The sequence below is a fragment of the Pseudomonas sp. Pseusp3 genome (assembly GCF_047304225.1).
Taxonomy (GTDB): domain Bacteria; phylum Pseudomonadota; class Gammaproteobacteria; order Pseudomonadales; family Pseudomonadaceae; genus Aquipseudomonas; species Aquipseudomonas fluorescens_CD.
The window spans coordinates 28,865-47,667 of record NZ_JBGLYV010000003.1 but is presented as its reverse complement, the minus strand read 5'-3'; the positions used below and the strand labels follow the sequence as shown (position 1 = coordinate 47,667).

General features: G+C 59.7%; 16 protein-coding genes. 5 read left to right on the top strand and 11 right to left on the bottom strand.

Features of this window, described 5'->3' with window-relative positions; translation table 11 throughout:
• Positions 1 to 6: 6 nt before the first annotated feature.
• A complete protein-coding gene (locus ACCD00_RS01840; RefSeq protein WP_413421419.1) occupies positions 7 to 585 on the top strand; it encodes a CsiV family protein in 579 nt (192 codons plus the stop codon).
• A gap of 11 nt (positions 586 to 596) precedes the next feature.
• A complete protein-coding gene (locus ACCD00_RS01835; RefSeq protein WP_413421417.1) occupies positions 597 to 3,290 on the top strand; it encodes an SNF2-related protein in 2,694 nt (897 codons plus the stop codon).
• 144 nt (positions 3,291 to 3,434) lie between these two features.
• Here ACCD00_RS01835 and ACCD00_RS01830 read toward each other — a convergent pair whose 3' ends face one another.
• The 3 genes from ACCD00_RS01830 to ACCD00_RS01820 all read right to left on the bottom strand — a co-directional run bounded on the left by ACCD00_RS01830 (position 3,435) and on the right by ACCD00_RS01820 (position 6,061).
• Positions 3,435 to 4,172 (bottom strand): S-methyl-5'-thioinosine phosphorylase, encoded by a 738-nt coding sequence (locus ACCD00_RS01830; protein ID WP_057400208.1) that lies wholly within the window; start codon positions 4,170 to 4,172, stop codon positions 3,435 to 3,437.
• 12 nt (positions 4,173 to 4,184) lie between these two features.
• The gene (nagZ, locus tag ACCD00_RS01825; protein ID WP_181456754.1) at positions 4,185 to 5,183 is read right to left on the bottom strand and encodes a beta-N-acetylhexosaminidase; all 999 of its coding nucleotides are present in this window, start codon (positions 5,181 to 5,183) and stop codon (positions 4,185 to 4,187) included.
• 170 nt (positions 5,184 to 5,353) lie between these two features.
• A complete protein-coding gene (locus tag ACCD00_RS01820) occupies positions 5,354 to 6,061 on the bottom strand; it encodes a TetR/AcrR family transcriptional regulator (RefSeq protein ID WP_413421414.1) in 708 nt (235 codons plus the stop codon).
• A gap of 229 nt (positions 6,062 to 6,290) precedes the next feature.
• Here ACCD00_RS01820 and lexA point away from each other — a divergent pair, with 229 nt between their 5' ends.
• Positions 6,291 to 6,899, top strand: coding sequence for a transcriptional repressor LexA (gene lexA, locus ACCD00_RS01815; protein WP_007974043.1), 609 nt, complete (start codon positions 6,291 to 6,293; stop codon positions 6,897 to 6,899).
• Between the two features lie 10 nt (positions 6,900 to 6,909).
• Positions 6,910 to 7,386, top strand: a complete 477-nt coding sequence (gene sulA, locus ACCD00_RS01810; protein WP_413421412.1) for an SOS-induced cell division inhibitor SulA — start codon at positions 6,910 to 6,912, stop codon at positions 7,384 to 7,386.
• Between the two features lie 93 nt (positions 7,387 to 7,479).
• Here sulA and ACCD00_RS01805 read toward each other — a convergent pair whose 3' ends face one another.
• From ACCD00_RS01805 to ACCD00_RS01775, 7 genes are all read right to left on the bottom strand, one after another.
• Positions 7,480 to 7,713 (bottom strand): hypothetical protein, encoded by a 234-nt coding sequence (locus ACCD00_RS01805; protein WP_008023011.1) that lies wholly within the window; start codon positions 7,711 to 7,713, stop codon positions 7,480 to 7,482.
• Between the two features lie 94 nt (positions 7,714 to 7,807).
• Positions 7,808 to 8,332 (bottom strand): DUF6586 family protein, encoded by a 525-nt coding sequence (locus ACCD00_RS01800; protein ID WP_085716758.1) that lies wholly within the window; start codon positions 8,330 to 8,332, stop codon positions 7,808 to 7,810.
• Between the two features lie 261 nt (positions 8,333 to 8,593).
• On the bottom strand, positions 8,594 to 11,221 hold the full coding sequence (gene topA / locus ACCD00_RS01795) for a type I DNA topoisomerase (RefSeq protein WP_057400203.1): 2,628 nt from the start codon (positions 11,219 to 11,221) through the stop codon (positions 8,594 to 8,596).
• A 114-nt stretch (positions 11,222 to 11,335) separates the two neighbouring features.
• On the bottom strand, positions 11,336 to 11,572 hold the full coding sequence (locus tag ACCD00_RS01790; protein WP_007986363.1) for a DUF1653 domain-containing protein: 237 nt from the start codon (positions 11,570 to 11,572) through the stop codon (positions 11,336 to 11,338).
• Between the two features lie 98 nt (positions 11,573 to 11,670).
• Positions 11,671 to 12,846: an acetyl-CoA C-acyltransferase FadA gene (fadA, locus tag ACCD00_RS01785; RefSeq protein ID WP_008023006.1), complete on the bottom strand. Its 1,176-nt coding sequence runs from the start codon at positions 12,844 to 12,846 to the stop codon at positions 11,671 to 11,673.
• Positions 12,847 to 12,875: 29 nt separating this feature from the next.
• Positions 12,876 to 15,023, bottom strand: a complete 2,148-nt coding sequence (gene fadB / locus ACCD00_RS01780) for a fatty acid oxidation complex subunit alpha FadB (protein WP_413421409.1) — start codon at positions 15,021 to 15,023, stop codon at positions 12,876 to 12,878.
• 626 nt (positions 15,024 to 15,649) lie between these two features.
• On the bottom strand, positions 15,650 to 16,087 hold the full coding sequence (locus ACCD00_RS01775; protein WP_413421407.1) for a hypothetical protein: 438 nt from the start codon (positions 16,085 to 16,087) through the stop codon (positions 15,650 to 15,652).
• 104 nt (positions 16,088 to 16,191) lie between these two features.
• Between ACCD00_RS01775 and ACCD00_RS01770 the strand changes: the two genes are divergently transcribed.
• The gene (locus ACCD00_RS01770; RefSeq protein WP_008022997.1) at positions 16,192 to 16,632 is read left to right on the top strand and encodes a universal stress protein; all 441 of its coding nucleotides are present in this window, start codon (positions 16,192 to 16,194) and stop codon (positions 16,630 to 16,632) included.
• Between the two features lie 186 nt (positions 16,633 to 16,818).
• Here the strand turns inward: ACCD00_RS01770 and ACCD00_RS01765 are convergent, their stop codons facing one another.
• A complete protein-coding gene (locus ACCD00_RS01765; protein ID WP_413421404.1) occupies positions 16,819 to 18,738 on the bottom strand; it encodes an ATP-binding cassette domain-containing protein in 1,920 nt (639 codons plus the stop codon).
• Positions 18,739 to 18,803: the final 65 nt, after the last annotated feature.

Here is an 18,803-nt window from a genome sequence, read left to right as displayed (position 1 = left end):
CGCCGCATGCGCCTGTTTCGCTCACTGACCTTGCTGACCCTGTTGATGCCAGCATTGGTCGCACCTACGGCATTTGCCGATGACCTGTATCAGGTCGAAATGATTCTGGTCCGTCAAAACGCCGTACCGGCGATTGTCAGCCGTGCCGCGCCGGAAGACTGGGCGGCTGGCGCACAACCGGTCAGCCCCGACAGCCTGCGTACGCCAAGCCTGAATGGCGAGGTGGAAAAACTCACCAGCAGCGCCGACTACACGGTGTTGCTGCACAAAGCCTGGCAACAGACCCTCGGCGAAGCTGGCAGCAAAGTGGCGATCAGCGACGGCAAGGAACAATATGGTCAGTTCCCGATCGAGGGCACGCTGAACATGAAGCTGGGACGCTTTACCGATGTCGACGCCGATTTCTGGGTCAATCAGATCGATGCCAATGGCATGGTGACCGCCAGCGAGCGCTTGAAACAGGAAAGCCACACCAAGAACGGCCAGCTGAACTTCCTCGACAACGGCCACCTCGGCCTGCTGATCAAGATCACCTCGCTGACCGCCCCAGCCCCCCGCCCAGCTCCCGAAGAAATTCCGGACTGATTGAAGTCCCTATGTCCGCGACCCTGAGCAAACCCCTGGCACCGTCCTGGGTCAGCCGATTCAAGGAACAGAGCCTGGAGCGTGGCCGCCGCTACGCGCTGGAGAATCGCGTCAGGATCGTTGAAGCCGGCGATGCCACGATCATCGCCGCGTGCGAAGGCTCTGGCGGTAACGTTTACCGTCAGACCATTCGCCTGCGCGAGTCAGCCAAGGGCACCCTGCTGATGGTCGACGCCACTTGCTCCTGCCCGGTCCACAACAACTGCAAACATTGCGCAGCGGTGCTCCTGCAAGTACAGGAAACCCTCGACTACCCAGCCGCCGCCAAAGACGCCGAACTCCTGGAAAAACTCCAGGCAGTCCTGGAAAACCGCAGCCCGAAAGCCCCGCCACAAGTGCTGGTGGACAATGTGCAACCCGTCCCGCGCCTGTGGCTCGCCAGCATCGAGTTCAGTGCGTTCGAACCGCGCAACGGTCGAATGCAGCGTTACATTCAGCATCGCGCGGCGCTGTCTTTCAGCTATCTGGACGAGTACGTTTCCGGTCAGAAAAACGCCGACATCCTGATTCGTCAGGAGACCCAGACGCTGCGGATAAAACGCCACCCGGAAGTGGAACAGTCCTACCGGGAACAACTGCGAATCCTCGGCTTCAAAGTGGCCACCCGGCAAAGCAAGGCCTTGCCGGAAAGTGCCGGCGAGCTGTTCGAGATGGTCAATGACAGCGCCTGGCTGACTTTTACCCTCAATGAACTGCCGAAGTTGCGCACCCAGGGCTGGGAATTGCAGATCGACGAGGACTTCGGTTTCGACCTGACGGCGGTAGACGACTGGTACGCCACGGTCGAACAGGTACCGGAGCGAGACTGGTTCGATCTGGAGCTGGGGATCATCGTCAACGGCGAACGCCTGAGCCTGTTGCCGATCCTGCTCAACCTGATGCGCTCCCACAGCGAAATCCTCAATCCGGAACGCCTTGCCCGACGACGCGACGACGAGCTGATCCTGGTCAATATTCCCAATCGCCCGAACTCCGAACACGGGCCACTGCAAGTCGCCCTGCCCTTCGGCCGCTTGAAGCCGGTGCTGGCAACCCTTGGCGAGTTCTACCTGCAGGAGCCCGGCGAAACCACGCTGCGCCTGAGCAAGGCCGATGCCACGCGCCTGAACCCGCTGGAAGACATGCCACTGCTCTGGGAGGGTGGAGAGCAGATCCGCACCTTTGCCCAGCGCCTGCGCGACATCAAGGACCACACGGCCATTGCCCCGGACGGCCTGAATGCGACGCTGCGTCCGTATCAGCTCGAAGGCTTGAGCTGGATGCAATCACTGCGGCAGCTGGAAGTGGGCGGAATTCTCGCGGACGACATGGGCCTGGGCAAAACCCTGCAGACACTGGCGCACGTCCTGAGCGAGAAAAACGCCGGCCGCCTCGATCGGCCGTGCATGGTCGTGATGCCGACCAGCCTGATCCCCAACTGGCTCGACGAAGCGGCGCACTTTACGCCCCAGCTCAAAGTACTGGCGCTATACGGTGCCAGCCGCAAAAAGCACTTCGACAAGTTGGCCGATTACGATCTGATCCTGACCACCTATGCACTGCTGCCCAAGGATGTCGAACGCCTCGCGGCGCAGCCCTTGCACATACTGGTGCTGGATGAAGCGCAATACATCAAGAACCCCGGCAGCAAGGCGGCCCAGGCTGCCCGCGAGCTCAACGCCCGGCAGCGCCTGTGCCTGAGCGGCACACCGCTGGAAAACCATCTCGGTGAACTGTGGTCGCTGTTTCACTTTCTCTTGCCCGGCTGGCTGGGCGACGTCAAAAGCTTCAACCGCGATTACCGCGTGCCGATTGAAAAACGCACCAGCGAGGTCAGGCTTCAGCACCTCAACGGCCGGATCAAGCCGTTCCTGCTGCGCCGCACCAAGGAACAGGTGGCCACCGAGTTGCCACCGAAAACCGAGATCATCCACTGGGTCGAGCTCAACGAGGCCCAACGCGACGTCTACGAAACCATGCGCCTGGCCATGGACAAGAAAGTCCGCGACGAGATCACCCGCAAAGGCGTGGCCCGCAGCCAGATCATCATTCTGGAAGCACTGCTCAAGCTGCGTCAGGTGTGCTGCGATTTGCGCCTGGTCAACGAGGCGACCCTGCCGAGCCGTGGCAGCACGTCAGGCAAGCTCGACAGCCTGATGGAAATGCTCGAGGAATTGTTCGAGGAAGGTCGGCGGATCCTGCTGTTCTCCCAGTTCACTTCAATGCTGTCGCTGATCGAAGACGAACTGAACAAACGCGGCGTGGCCTATGCCCTGCTGACCGGCCAGACCCGTGACCGCCGCACACCCGTGAAGGAATTCCAGAGCGGCAAGCGTCAGATTTTCCTGATCAGCTTGAAGGCAGGTGGCGTGGGCCTGAACCTGACCGAAGCGGACACGGTGATTCATTACGACCCGTGGTGGAACCCGGCAACGGAAAACCAGGCGACCGACCGGGCGTATCGCATCGGCCAGGAGAAGCCGGTGTTCGTTTACAAAATGATTGCCCGTGGCACGGTGGAAGAAAAGATTCAGCACCTGCAAAAGGAAAAATCCGACCTCGCGGCCGGCGTGCTGGATGGGCGCAAGGCCGGGGACTGGAAACTGCAGAACGATGATATCGAGGCGCTGTTTGCGCCGCTGCCGAAAAACCTCGAAAAACGCTGAGATTTGCGGCGTCTGAACCGGCCTCTTCGCGAGCAAGCCCGCTCCCACATTTGATTTGTGTTTAGCCTCAACCGTGGAGGCAACACAAAACCACTGTGGGAGCGGGCTTGCTCGCGAAGGGAGCGACTCGGCATAGCGCCTGACTCAGCCCTTGAGCACCCGCGCCAACGTCGATTTCACCTTGCCCATGCCGTCATGCAATGCCTGCTCGATCTCGGCCATGGTGATTACGGCCGTCGACTTGCCCGCCGCCGGGTTCACCACCAGCGCCAGGCAGGCGTAATCCAGTTCCAGTTCGCGGGCCAGGGCTGCTTCGGGCATACCCGTCATACCGACGATGTCGCAGCCATCGCGCTCCAGCCGGGCGATTTCAGCCACCGTCTCCAGGCGCGGCCCTTGAGTGCACGCATACACGCCATGGCTGCTGTAGCCCACGCCTTCCGCCGCCAATGCCGCGATCAGTTGCTGGCGCAATGGTTCGCTGTAGGGGTAGCTGAAGTCGATATGGGTGACGTGCTCCAGATCATCGGCAAAGTAAGTGTGTTCACGACCGCTGGTGTAGTCGATCAACTGATGCGGCACGCAGAAATGCCCTGTGCCCATGGCGGAATGAATTCCACCCACGGCATTGACCGCGAGAATCGCCTGCGCCCCGGCCTGCTTCAACGCCCAGAGGTTGGCGCGGTAGTTGACCTGATGCGGCGGAAAACGATGCGGATGACCGTGACGTGCAAGGAACAGCACTTCCTTGCCGGCATATTCGCCGATCTGAACGTCGGCCGAAGGTGCGCCGTAAGGCGTGTCCACTGTCAGTGACTGACGAATGCTCAGGCCTTCGAGCTGAGTCAGGCCAGTGCCACCGATAATCGCGTAAACCGTCATAACGAACAGTCCTTAATCAATCAATTGAGCTTCTTTGAGCGCGCCGACAGCGGTCAGCCAGCGCGGGTCCTGACGGTATTCGGTGCTGGCGAACGACTGGCCGCGCATCCGCGCAATACGCTCGGATGGCTTGACCTTCAGACGCTGGGCAGCGCTCAGGGCGAGCTCGGCGGCCGCACGGTCGTTGCACACCAGGCCCATGTCGCAACCGGCAGTCAGCGCTGCCTCGATTCGACTGGCGGCATCGCCGACCACGTGAGCCCCCGCCATGGATAAGTCATCACTGAAAATCACCCCGTCGAATTGCAACTCGCCGCGCAGGATTTCCTGCAACCAGCGACGGGAAAAACCGGCCGGCTGGGCGTCGACTTGTGGATAGATCACATGGGCGGGCATGACCGCGGCCAGTTGCTTGCTCAATCTGGCAAACGGCACCAGATCGTTGGCGCGGATCTCATCGAGACTGCGTTCGTCGTTGGGGATCGCGACGTGGGAATCCGCTTCGGCCCAGCCGTGACCGGGGAAGTGCTTGCCGGTGGCCGCCATGCCTGCGCTGTTCATCCCGCGGATGAAAGCACCGGCCAACCGGGCGGCGCGCTCCGGGTCACCCTCGAACGAACGGGTACCCACCACCGCGCTGCGTTGGTAATCGAGGTCGAGCACCGGGGCGAAACTCAGGTCCAGGCCAACGGCCAACACTTCGGTCGCCATGATCCAGCCACACTGCTCGGCCAGGTATTCGGCGTTCGGGTTGTCGGCAATGGCGCGCATGGCGGGCAAACGCACGAAACCCTGGCGCAGGCGCTGCACGCGGCCACCCTCTTGATCCACCGCCAACAGCAGATCGGGACGAATGGCGCGAATGGCTGCACTCAGCTCGCGCACTTGACGCGGATGCTCGATGTTACGGGCAAAGATGATCAAGCCACCCACTTCGGGCTGGCGCAACAATTGGCGATCTTCAGCCGTCAGCCAGGTACCGGCGACGTCCACCATCAACGAGCCTTGCAAGCCAGCAGTCATAGTTTTTCCTTGATAACAGAAAACCCGCCCCACACGAATTCGCCGCCGGGGGCAGTGCCCGGCAGGTCGGCGGTATCAATGGGAAACGGGTTCAGAAACAGAGTCGGCATGGGCGGCTAGCTTAGCGGATGTCAGCTGCCGCGCCCACCCGTGTACGGTTAAACCTTGGCGGCAACCGGCGTCGATTTAGTGCGCGGACGCAACTGGGCTGTGGCCATGGCCGCATCCGTCACACCGGATTCGGCGCGCATGCCGGCGGCCAGGAATGGCACCATCAGGCGCATGACCTGCTCGATCGAAGTGTTCACGCCAAAGTCGGTTTCAGCAATCGCCCGCAAGGCCTTGATGCCGGACATGCTGAACGCTGCCGCACCGAGCATGAAGTGCACGCGCCAGAACAGTTCGATGGGGGGAATGCGCGGCGCCGCTTCGTTGACCAGCGTCATGTAGCGGCGGAACACCTTGCCGTACATGTCTTCCAGATAACGACGCAGGTGGCCCTGGCTCTGACTGAACGCCAGCCCCAGCAAACGCATGAAGATAGACAGGTCGTTGCCACTGCGCGGCTGCACCACCAGTGCCTGCTCGACGAGGATTTCCAGCAACTCTTCGAGTGTCGGCCTGATTTCAGGCTTGGCCTGACGCCGCTCCAGCTCTTTATCGAGACTGATGCAGAACGGCCCGAGGAACCGCGAGAAAACCGCCTGGATCAACGCCTTCTTCGAACCGAAGTGATAGTTCACCGCCGCCAGGTTGACACCCGCCTTGCTGGTGATCAGACGCAACGAGGTTTCAGCGAAACCTTTTTCCGCGAACAACTGCTCGGCGGCATCAAGAATGCGTTCAACGGTTTCCGACTGGGCCATGGCTACTCCGCCTGACAAACACTTGTTTGAAACATACGTTTCAGCCTGTGCCTTGTCAAGCCTGGCAGTTCGTTTTGGGAATGGTCGGTCAGACATTTAACCACACAACGACAAAGCTTCAATCCACTGACTGATTGACCGTCCGGCGGCGAGTGAAAAATGGAGCATTGCCAAGACCGCTCCACTGTATATAATCCCAGTCACTGTATAAAAAAACAGAGCGATCAATATGCTAAAGCTGACGCCACGACAAGCAGAGATTCTGGCTTTCATCAAACGCTGCCTGGAAGACAACGGATATCCACCCACCCGCGCGGAAATCGCTCAGGAACTGGGTTTCAAGTCACCCAATGCGGCAGAAGAACACCTCAAGGCGTTGGCCCGCAAGGGTGCCATCGAGATGACGCCTGGCGCCTCCCGTGGCATTCGCATCCCCGGCTTCGAAGCCAAGGCCGACGACTCCACCCTGCCGATCATTGGCCGGGTCGCAGCCGGCGCCCCGATTCTAGCGCAGCAACACATCGAAGAGTCCTGCAACATCAATCCTGCCTTCTTCCATCCACGCGCCGACTACCTGCTGCGCGTCCATGGGATGAGCATGAAGGATGTCGGCATTTTCGACGGCGACCTGCTGGCGGTCCACACCACCCGCGAAGCCCGCAACGGCCAGATCGTGGTTGCGCGAATCGGCGACGAAGTGACCGTCAAGCGCTTCAAGCGTGACGGCAGCAAAGTCTGGCTGATCGCCGAGAACCCCGAGTTCGCCCCTATTGAAGTGAACCTTCAAGATCAGGAACTGGTGATCGAAGGCTTGAGTGTCGGCGTCATTCGCCGCTAAAGGAGGCACCATGCAGTTCCCACAGACATCACCACAGCAAGCCCAACTGCCGTTGTTCGAAGCGTTCATGGCACAGCCATTGGCGCCGATTCTGAAAGACGTAGTCGAGTCCCCCTGGAGCGCCGAACCTGACGTTTTCAGCGAGCTGTCACTGCGTGGTGCAGCCGGGAACTGCCTGAGCCTTCTGGCCCCCATCCTCAGGGAATTGAGCCAGGACCAGGATGCTCGCTGGCTGACACTGATCGCGCCGCCCGCCAGCCTGACCCAAGCCTGGCTGCGAGATGCCGGCCTCAACCGCGAGCGCATCCTGTTGTTGCAACCGCGGGGCAGCCAGAGCGCCCAGCAACTGACCTGCGAAGCGTTGCGCCTGGGGCGCAGCCATACGGTGGTCAGCTGGATCAACCCGCTGAGCTCCCAATCGCGGCAACAACTGATCAGCGCCGCCCGCACCGGGGACGCTCAGAGCCTGAATATTCGACTGGGTTAACTGACAGGCAAAACGCGGGCTTCACCGCGCGAGGCTTCTCCAGGGACAGAGAAGCCGATGAGTAGCGATATCAAGAAAAACGACAGACGGGGATCAATGCAGAACCCGTGTCCCCTCTTCCTTGTCGAATTCGCCTTCAACCAGGCGACCTGCCATCTGCACACCGACGCTCAACATCGCCTTGGCGACTTCCACGTGCTGCCCTTGCAGGAACGCTTTGGCGTCCTCGGAGAAATCCAAAGTAACCAGAGAACCCTCGTCCTCGGCCCTGCGCAGCTCGATTCGGCCGTCTGGTAACTCGACAATTTCTAGAAAGGACGTTGGCATAAAGGACTGTTCTCCACGAAAGGCGGGGATTATATAGGCATCGCTCGGGCTTCGCTTGGGATCTTGACCAGATGTCATCACCCGACGGCGAGTGTCAGCACTCGTTCAACCCTTCACGAAACCGGATCGCCAACGCTTTCAGGTTCTGACGCCAGCTCTCCAGCTCCTCCCGACTCAGTTCCTCCGGCGCGTCCTCTTCATCCAGATTGACAGCCTGAATCAGTGGCTGAGTCACGTCCCCTTTCGGCTTGTGCGGCGCGCGTGGTGGCTGAAACAGCGCAGCATGGGCGGCCAACAGTCTGGCCAGCCAGGTCTCCGGGTTATTGGCCAGCTCGACCATCTCGGCCATTTCCGGAATGGCGATGGTTTCCAGCACCTCGCGAGTCAGCAACAACTCTGCACGGGACGCATTGGCCTGAGGCAAGCGATAGAAACCGGCGATTTCGTGACACAGGCCCAACAGCGCGCCGTACAGGTGAAACAGCGCGGATTCGCGTCCGGCCTGGATCAGCGCCAGCGAATTCATTGCCCGACTTTCTTCAGTACGGGCCAGTGCTTCCAGCGACAAGCCGGCGAAGTAAATCTTCTGATTGGTGCGGGTATAAAGTTCGTGGGCCATGACGGCAGCCTCCACAACGAAATAATTGCTTCATGCAGGTATGACAGTGTCGTGGATCACCCGATCCGACCGCAAGCCCAAAACAAAAAGGCCGCATGAAAACCCGAAGGTTCTCATGCGGCCTTGCGCACTGACTGTAGGAGCGAGCTTGCTCCGGGCGGCGTTCCGACGATGGTCGTCAACGATGACGCGGGCCTACAGGATGCCCGCGTTGCTCTCAGGTCCATCGCGAGCAAGCTCGCTCCTACAGGGGTGGCGGCTTTACGCCTTGGCTGCCGGACGCTTGTCTTCGACCGCCCACTTGCCGCCGTCGTAGAACGCTTTCCAGCCAGTCGGCTTACCGTCGACCTCGGTCTGTACGTACTGCTCCTTGGTCTTGCGACTGTAACGAATCACAGCCGGGAGGCCATCCGGATCTTTCTTCGGCGCTTCGCAGAGGAAGTGATACTTCGGATCGATCTCATCCTTGTGCGGGATGATTTCCATCACCAGCGGAGCACGAGTCTCGCGGTTTTTCGGGAACTGGCTGGCCGCCAGGAACAGGCCGGATGCACCGTCGCGCAGAATGTAGGTGTCGTTGACCTTTTCGCACTTCAGCTCAGGCATCTTCACCGGGTCCATCTTCGGCGGCGCCGCATCACCGCTCTTCAGCAGTTTGCGGGTGTTCTTGCAGGTGGCATTGGTGCAACCGAAGAACTTGCCGAAACGGCCAGTCTTGAGCTGCATTTCGCTGCCACACTTGTCGCACTCCAGGCTCGGACCTTCATAGCCCTTGATGCGGTAAGTGCCCTCTTCGATTTCGTAGCCATCGCAATCCGGGTTGTTACCGCAGATGTGCAACTTGCGCTTCTCATCGAGCAGGTAGGCATCCATCGCCGTGCTGCAGATCGGGCAGCGATGCTTGCCACGCAACACCAGCGACTCCGATTCACCCTCGTCGTCCGCAGCGATTTCATCGCCCGGCACCAGGTTCACGGTGGCCTTGCAGCGTTCTTTTGGTGGCAGGCTGTAACCCGAGCAACCGAGGAACACACCGGTCGACGCGGTACGGATCTGCATCGGGCGACCGCAGGTGGTGCACGGGATGTCGGTCATCACCGGCTGGTTGGCACGCATGCCGCTTTCCGGGCTTTCGGCCACTTCGAGTTTCTTCTTGAAGTCGCCGTAGAACTCGTCGAGCACGTTTTTCCAGTCACGTTCGCCCTGGGCCACGTCATCGAGATGCTCTTCCATGCCCGCAGTGAAACCGTAGTCCATCAGGTTGGAGAAGCTCTCGGCCAGACGCTCGGTGACGATGTCGCCCATCTTTTCCGAGTAGAAACGACGGTTGTGCAGCGCCACGTAGCCGCGGTCCTGGATGGTCGAAATGATCGCCGCGTAGGTCGAAGGACGACCGATACCGCGCTTTTCCATTTCCTTCACCAGGCTGGCTTCCGAGTAGCGCGCCGGCGGCTTGGTGAAATGCTGGGACGGATCAAGCTTGATCAGCTTCATCGCGTCGCCCTGGGCCATGTCCGGCAATACGTCGTCGTCGCCCGGCTTGGCGATTTGCGGCATGACGCGGGTGTAACCGTCAAACTTCAGGATGCGGCCCTTGGCGCGCAGCTCGAAGTCACCGGCACCCACAGTGACGGTAGTCGACAGGTATTGCGCCGGCAGCATCTGGCAAGCGAGGAACTGGCGCCAGATCAGCTCGTAGAGGCGCTCAGCGTCACGCTCCATGCCCGACAGCTTGCTTGGCTCGGTATTGGCGTCGGACGGACGAATCGCTTCGTGAGCCTCCTGTGCGCCTTCCTTGCTGCTGTAGACGTTCGGGGTTTCCGGCAGGTACTTCTTGCCGAACTCGCCTTCAATATAGGTACGCGCCATCGCCACGGCATCGGCCGAGAGGTTGGTGGAGTCGGTACGCATGTAGGTGATGTAGCCGGCTTCGTACAAACGCTGGGCCATCATCATGGTTTTCTTCACACCGAAGCCCAGGCGGTTGCTCGCGGCCTGCTGCAGGGTGGAGGTGATGAACGGTGCCGACGGCTTGCTGCTGGTCGGTTTGTCTTCGCGCTTGACGATGCTGTAGCTGGAAGCCTTGAGCTTCTCCAGCGCCGCCATGGCCTGGGTTTCATTGAGCGGCTTGAAGGCTTCGCCTTTCTCGCGGGCCACGTCGAAACGCACGGTCGCGCCTTTGGCGGTGCCGAGGTCGGCGTGAACTTCCCAGTACTCTTCCGGGATGAACGCGCGGATTTCACGCTCACGCTCAACCACCAGCTTCACGGCAACCGACTGCACGCGACCGGCGGACAGACCACGAGCGATCTTGGCCCACAGCAGTGGCGAAACCATGTAACCCACGACGCGGTCGAGGAAGCGACGCGCCTGCTGGGCGTTGACACGGTCGATATCCAGCTCGCCCGGCTGGGAGAAGGCTTCCTGAATCGCCTTCTTGGTGATTTCGTTGAACACCACGCGCTTGTAGCGGCTGTCGTCACCACCGATGGCTTCGCGCAGGTGCCAGGCAATGGCTTCCCCCTCGCGGTCCAAGTCGGTTGCGAGATAGATGGTGTCAGCATCCTTGGCGAGCCGGCGCAGCTCTTCGATGACTTTTTCCTTGCCTGGGAGGATCTCGTACTTGGCTTTCCAGCCATGATCCGGATCGACACCCATGCGTGCGACCAGCTGCTTGCGCGCCTTTTCTTTCGGCGACAGTGCCGGCGCTTCACCCGCAGCAGCCTTGCCGCGCTTGGCGGCTGGCTCTTTGCTGGCGCTAGCCGAACCGCTGGTGGGCAGGTCTCGGATATGGCCGATACTCGACTTCACCACGTATTCGTTGCCCAAATACTTGTTGATGGTCTTGGCCTTAGCCGGGGATTCCACAATGACCAGCGATTTGCCCATGGATCAGAAAATTCCTGAATTCGAGAAGTGAAAGGCGATTGGCGCCTGACGCGGCACCGCTATATATAGTGGCAACAAGGTGAGGTCAAGCGCAGGGTATTGCGCGAACTCAGCTTATGGCTTGGTAAAAAGGCTTTCTTCAGCCTGCACCAAAGCAAAGCGTGGCACCTGTTCACCGTCAACCTCGACGGACTCCAGGAACATGCTCAAGGGACGTACCCAAAAGCCGTAATCGCCATACAGGGCTTGGTAGAAGACCACTTCTTCTTCGGTTTCCGAATGCCGCGCAACACTGAATACGCGGTACTGCGGACCTTTGTAATGTTGGTAGAGCCCAGGTTGTATCGGCATGCTTTGGCCCTCACTCAAATTTTTTCAAATAAAAAACAAAATAAATCCGGAAAAACAAAAACCGGGGCACTTGGCCCCGGCTTCCATCAACGAGACGCTTAAACGCGTTCGAAGACGGTGGAGATGCCTTGGCCGAGACCAATGCACATGGTGGCCACCCCGAAGGTGCCGCCATTCTGCTTCATTACATTGAGCAAAGTGCCGGAGATACGCGCACCGGAGCAACCGAACGGGTGGCCCAGGGCGATGGCGCCACCGTGCAGGTTAACCTTCTCGTTCATCTTGTCGAGCACTTTCAGATCTTTCAGCACTGGCAGGGCCTGTGCGGCGAAAGCTTCGTTGAGCTCGAAGAAGTCGATGTCGGAGATACCCAGACCCGCGCGTTTCAATGCTTTTTGTGTGGCCGGTACTGGACCATAGCCCATGATTGCCGGATCCACACCTGCCACTGCCATCGAGCGAATCACTGCCAGAGGCTGGATACCCAGGTCCTGTGCGCGCTGTGCCGACATCACGATCATGCACGAAGCACCATCGGTGATCTGCGACGAAGTACCCGCTGTCACGGTGCCACCCTTCGGATTGAACGCCGGCTTCAGAGCCGCCAGGCTTTCCAGGGTAGTTTCCGGACGAATGGTTTCGTCGTAGTCGAAGGTTTTCAGGAAACCGTTCTCGTCGTAGCCCTGCATCGGGATGATTTCGTCTTTGAACTTGCCTTCCACGGTCGCCTTGTGGGCGAGTTGGTGGGAGCGCACGCCGAAAGCGTCCTGTTGCTCGCGAGTGATGCCGTGCATTTTGCCCAGCATTTCCGCGGTCAGGCCCATCATGCCCGAGGCTTTCGCCGCGTACAGCGACATGTGCGGGTTCGGATCGACACCGTGCATCATGCTTACATGACCCATATGCTCGACGCCGCCAACAACGAATACGTCACCATTGCCGGTCATGATCGCTTGCGCTGCAGTGTGCAGAGCGCTCATCGACGAGCCGCACAGACGGCTAACGGTCTGGCCGGCCGACGTGTGCGGGATCTGGGTCATCAGCGACGCCATGCGCGCGATGTTCCAGCCCTGCTCCAGGGTCTGGTTCACACAGCCCCAGATCACGTCTTCGACTTCGTTCGGGTCGACCTTGACGTTACGTTCCAGCAGTTTGCTGATCAGGTGCGCCGACATGTCTTCGGCGCGGGTGTTGCGGTGCATGCCGCCCTTGGAGCGGCCCATCGGAGTACGACCGAAGTCGACAATCACGACGTCTCTAGGATTCAAGCTCATAAGTTCACTCTCACTCTAGTTGGGGGCGCTTAACCGAAGAAGCTCTGGCCGTTCTTGGCCATTTCGCGCAGCTTCGCGGTCGGGTGGTACAGCGCGCCCAAATCAGCGTACTGGTCAGCCAGGGCAACGAACTCTGCCACACCGATGGAATCGATGTAGCGCAGCGCACCGCCACGGAATGGAGGGAAACCAATACCGTAGACCAGACCCATGTCGGCTTCGGCAGCGGTTTCGACGATGCCGTCTTCCAGGCAACGCACGGTTTCCAGGCACAGCGGGATCATCATCCAGTTGATGATGTCTTCGTCGGTGACTTCGCGCTGCTCGTAAACGATCGGCTTGAGCACTTCCAGTACCGAAGGATCGGCGACTTTCTTCTGCTTGCCTTTCTTGTCGGTCTCGTAGGCGTAGAAGCCCTTGCCGTTCTTCTGGCCCAGGCGCTTGGCTTCGTAGAGCACGTCAACGGCCGAGCGACGGTCGTCTTTCATGCGGTCCGGGAAGCCTTCGGCCATCACGTCACGACCGTGGTGGCCAGTGTCGATGCCGACCACGTCCATCAGGTAGGCCGGGCCCATTGGCCAGCCGAACTTTTCCATGATCTTGTCGATACGGACGAAGTCCACACCGGCGCTGACCAACTTGGCGAAACCGCCGAAGTACGGGAACAGCACGCGGTTGACCAGGAAGCCCGGGCAGTCATTGACGACGATCGGGTTCTTGCCCATTTTCTTGGCGTAGGCAACGGTAGTCGCGACGGCCAGTTCACTGGACTTCTCGCCACGAATCACTTCCACCAGCGGCATCATGTGCACCGGGTTGAAGAAGTGCATGCCGACGAAGTTTTCCGGACGCTTGAGGGCCTTGGCCAGCAAAGTGATGGAAATGGTCGAGGTGTTGGACGCCAGGATGGTGTCCTCTTTGACCTGGTCTTCAACTTCAGCCAGTACAGCCTGCTTGACCTTGGGGTTTTCGACGACCGCTTCCACCACCAGGTCCACGTGACCGAAATCACCGTACGACAGGGTTGGACGAATGCCGTTGAGCACTTCAGCCATTTTCGCGGCGGTCATGCGACCTTTATCAACGCGGCCGACCAGCAGTTTGGCGGCTTCGGCCAGACCCTGCTCGATACCGTGCTCGTTGATGTCCTTCATCAGGATCGGCGTGCCTTTGGAAGCCGACTGATAGGCAATACCGCCACCCATGATGCCGGCGCCCAGTACGGCAGCCTGCTTCACGTCCTTGGCGATTTCGTCGTAGGCCTTGGCCTTTTTCTTCAGTTCCTGATCGTTCAGGAACAGACCGATCAGGCTCTGCGCAGCAGAGGTCTTGGCCAGCTTCACGAAACCTGCGGCTTCGACTTCCAGCGCCTTGTCGCGACCGAAGTTCGCAGCTTTCTGGATGGTCTTGATCGCTTCAACCGGCGCCGGGTAGTTCGGGCCAGCCTGGCCGGCCACGAAACCTTTGGCGGTTTCGAAAGCCATCATTTGTTCGATGGCGTTCAGCTTCAGCTTTTCCAGCTTCGGCTGGCGTTTGGCCTTGTAGTCGAATTCACCGGAGATGGCGCGCTTGATCAGTTCCAGCGCGGCGTCTTGCAGCTGCTCAGGAGCAACCACGGCGTCGACAGCGCCAACTTTCAGCGCGTCTTCAGGACGGTTTTCCTTGCCGGCGGCAATCCACTCGATGGCATTGTCGGCACCGATCAGGCGCGGCAGGCGCACAGTACCGCCGAAGCCCGGGTAGATGCCCAGCTTGACTTCCGGCAGACCGATCTTGGCCGTAGTGGACATGACGCGGTAGTCCGCCGCCAGGCACATTTCCAGACCACCACCCAGCGCGATGCCGTTGATCGCGGCGACGGTCGGGACGTTGAGGTCTTCGAAATCGCTGAAAATCTTGTTGGCTTCGAGGTTGCCAGCAACAAGTTCTGCATCCGGCAGCTTGAAGTTGTCGACAAATTCGGTGATGTCGGCACCGACGATGAACACGTCCTTGCCACTGCTGACGATCACGCCCTTGATCGAAGCATCTGCCTTGATGGTGTCTACGGCCTGACGCAGTTCGTTCAGGGTTAGACGGTTGAACTTGTTGACGGACTCACCCTTGAGGTCGAACTTCAGTTCGACGATGCCACTTTCAAGAGCCTTAACCGTGATGGCTTTACCTTCGTAAATCATCAACTGATCTCCACGATATGGAAGCTGAACAGTACACGTCGGAAGCAGGCGACCGGCTTGGCAGGACGTTAAACGTCGATGCTACGCCAATCTGCCCGGCACACCCGCCAACGCGATAGTCGGGATTCTGTAGGAGCGATCTGAAAACAAACGCTCAATTCATACGCCCGTTTGATTTGGGTACGCCACCTTCACGGAATTTCCGCCAATTGTCAATCGCCCAGAATGCGGGTTGAAAAGCGACTTTGCGGTCATTTCTGTAAGACGAAGGCCTGCAACACGCGGCTGCATGTGGAGACATTCATAAGATCAATCATTAGAAAATTCGCCCTAATTCGCTGCAGCCCGTGCTTAACAGGCTACGCTGGCGGAACCAGGGGAAAAAGTTGAACGCTTTGGCGAACGCCCAGCGTAAGATCAGCCCACACCGTTTTTACCGGCCTGCCTGGCCAACTCCAGCCCGATGATGAATGTCGGGCTTTTTATTGCCTGCTAAAAAAACGGCAATTGCCCCTCTCTGTAGGAGCGAGCTCGCTCGCGATGAACCTGAGAGCACCACAGGGTGTCAGGCTTCCCACGTCATCGTTGACGACCATCGCGAGCTCGCTCCTACAGGGGGTCGGGTTTCAGGCGAGTGCCTTGAGGGTGGCATCGATTTGTTGCAATACCTCGGCCTCGCCCTTCTCGCCCCAGTACAAGGTGATCATTTGCTTGTCCGCCTCGACTTTGTAGACGTTGGCCGGCAATTTTTCGAAATGATCGAGCAGCGCCCTGTCCTCACAGGCTTCCTGCCATTGATTCACCCACAGACCCGGTGATTTTTGCCAGTAGCTCCAGCACGCTGGCTGATTGCCGCGGCGCGGACGATGGTACTGGGCGCACGGGCTTGGCGGCTCCTGGCTCAGCCAGTGCGGCCATTCCTGCGGCGCCAGTTGCATGGCCAGGCCGATGCGCCGGGCCTCCATCCGCAGGCCGATACGCCCACTCTGGGCACGTGAGGGACGCAACCATGCCAGCGGGCTGAGTACCACCAGCAGGATTGACACCACTATCCAGACCGTCATATCTGTACTCCCGATTCTTGATGAGCCCATTGTGTCACTTTGGAACCAATGCGCTTGAAACCAGCCATACTTACCAATATTGCAATCCTCAGGAGGAGCACCTCATGCCCTACAACCATATTCTGGTCGCTGTAGATCTGACCGAAGAGTGCGACCCTGTGATCCACCGCGCTCGCGAGCTGTCGGTGAGCAACGGCGCGAAACTGTCACTGGTGCACATTGTCGAGCCGATGGCGATGGCCTTCGGTGGCGACGTGCCAATGGACCTGTCACAACTGCAACAGCAGCAGTTCGATCAGGCCAAGGAGCGCCTTGACCGGTTGATCAACAAGTATCCTGAACTCTCGAAAGAGTACAGCCACCTGACCTATGGCCAACCACGCCAGGAAATCCATCACATGGCCAAGGAACAGGAATGCGACCTGATCGTCGTAGGCAGTCATGGCCGCCACGGCCTGGCACTGCTTCTGGGCTCCACCGCCAATGACGTGCTGCATGGCGCGCCTTGCGATGTGCTTGCGGTGCGCCTGCAAAACAAAAGCTGAAAACACAGCCCCCCCTGTAGGAGCGAGCTTGCTCGCGATGGTCGCCAACGATGACGCGGGCAGCCTGACACCCCGCGGTGCTCTCAGGTTCATCGCGAGCAAGCTCGCTCCTACAGGGGATCGGGTTTCATATGAAAAACCCGGCGTTCACATGTGTGAAGCCGGGCTTTTTTATTAACGGATCAATCAGGCATCCAGCTCGGCCCAACGCTCGACCATGATGTCGAGCTCAGCCTGCAACTGTTCCAGCTGAGCAATCACCGCAGCCGTTTCGGCAGCAGGACGCTGATAGAAGCCCGCATCCGCCATCTGTACTTCAACGGCGGCAATCTGCTGCTCCATGGCTTCGATCTGCCCCGGCAACGCTTCCAGCTCGCGCTGCAACTTGTAGCTGAGCTTTTTCTTCGCCACTGGCGCTTCGACCGCTGCCGCCACCGACGCAGGCTCGGCCTTCACCACCGCGGAGTTCAGGTCGGCCTTGCCAGACTTGCTCTCGGTCACGCCCAGCAGGCGCGGCGAGCCGCCCTGACGCAGCCAGTCCTGGTAGCCACCGACGTACTCGCGAACCTTGCCTTCACCTTCGAAGACCAGGGTACTGGTGACCACGTTATCGAGGAATGCCCGGTCGTGGCTGACCATCAGTACGGTGCCGTTGAAGGTCAGCAGGACCTCTTCGAGCAATTCGAGGGTTTCGACGTCGAGGTCGTTGGTCGGTTCGTCGAGCACCAGCAAGTTCGCCGGCTTGCTGAACAGCTTGGCCAGCAACAGACGGGCACGCTCACCACCGGACAGCGCCTTGACCGGCGTGCGCGCACGCTGCGGGCTGAACAGGAAGTCACCGAGGTAGCTCAGTACATGCCGGCTCTGGCCGTCGATATCGATGAAGTCGCGACCTTCGGCGACGTTGTCGATCACGGTTTTTTCCAGGTCCAGTTGATGGCGCAACTGGTCGAAGTAGGCGACATCGATCCGGGTGCCCTCTTCCACTTTGCCGCTGGTTGGCTGCAAGCCGCTGAGCATCAGCTTCAGCAGCGTGGTCTTGCCGGTACCGTTGGCGCCGAGCAGACCGATACGGTCGCCGCGCTGCAGCACCATGGAGAAGTCCTTGATCAGGAACGGACCGTCCGGGTGAGCGAAGCTCACATTGTCGAGCACCATCACCTGCTTGCCGGACTTGTCGGCAGTTTCCAGCTGGATGTTGGCCTTACCGGTACGCTCACGACGCTCGCTACGCTCGACACGCAAGGCTTTCAACGCACGTACACGGCCTTCGTTACGGGTACGACGGGCCTTGATGCCCTGGCGAATCCACACTTCTTCCTGGGCCAGGCGCTTGTCGAACAACGCGTTGGCGGTTTCTTCGGCGGCCAGTGCGGCTTCCTTGTGCACGAGGAAACTGGCGTAGTCGCCGTTCCAGTCGATCAGCCCGCCGCGATCCAGTTCAAGGATGCGGGTTGCCAGGTTCTGCAGGAAAGAACGGTCGTGCGTGATGAACAGCACGGCGCCCTGGAAATCCTTCAGCGCTTCTTCAAGCCAGGCGATGGCACCGATGTCCAGGTGGTTGGTCGGTTCGTCGAGCAGCAGCAGGTCTGGCTCGGACACCAGGGCCTGAGCCAGCAGGACGCGACGACGCCAGCCGCCGGACAACTCGGCGAGGGTCTTGTCGGCCGGCAGTTGCAGGCGGCTCAAGGTGCTGTCGACGAGGGTCTGCAAGCGCCAGCCATCGCGGGCTTCGAGGTCGTGCTGGACGTGCATCAGCTTGTCCAGATCGGCATCGGTGACGATGTTCTGGCTCAGGTGGTGATACTCGGCGAGCAACGCACCGACGCCATCAAGGCCTTCGGCCACCACGTCGAACACTGTCCGCTCGTCGGCTACCGGCAATTCTTGCGGCAATTCGCCGATCTTGAGCCCGGGTGCGCGCCAAACGGCGCCGTCATCGGGCTTCTGGTCGCCCTTGACGAGCTTCATCATGCTGGACTTGCCAGTGCCGTTGCGGCCGATGATGCACACCCGCTCACCACGGGCGATCTGCCAGGACACCTTGTCCAACAACGGCATAGCGCCGAAAGCAAGGGACACATCGCTGAATTTGAGCAGGGTCATGAGCTTCTCCAAAAACCGGGCGCGCATTCTACCTGACTTGAGGCTTCACAAGGCCGGCAATTTCA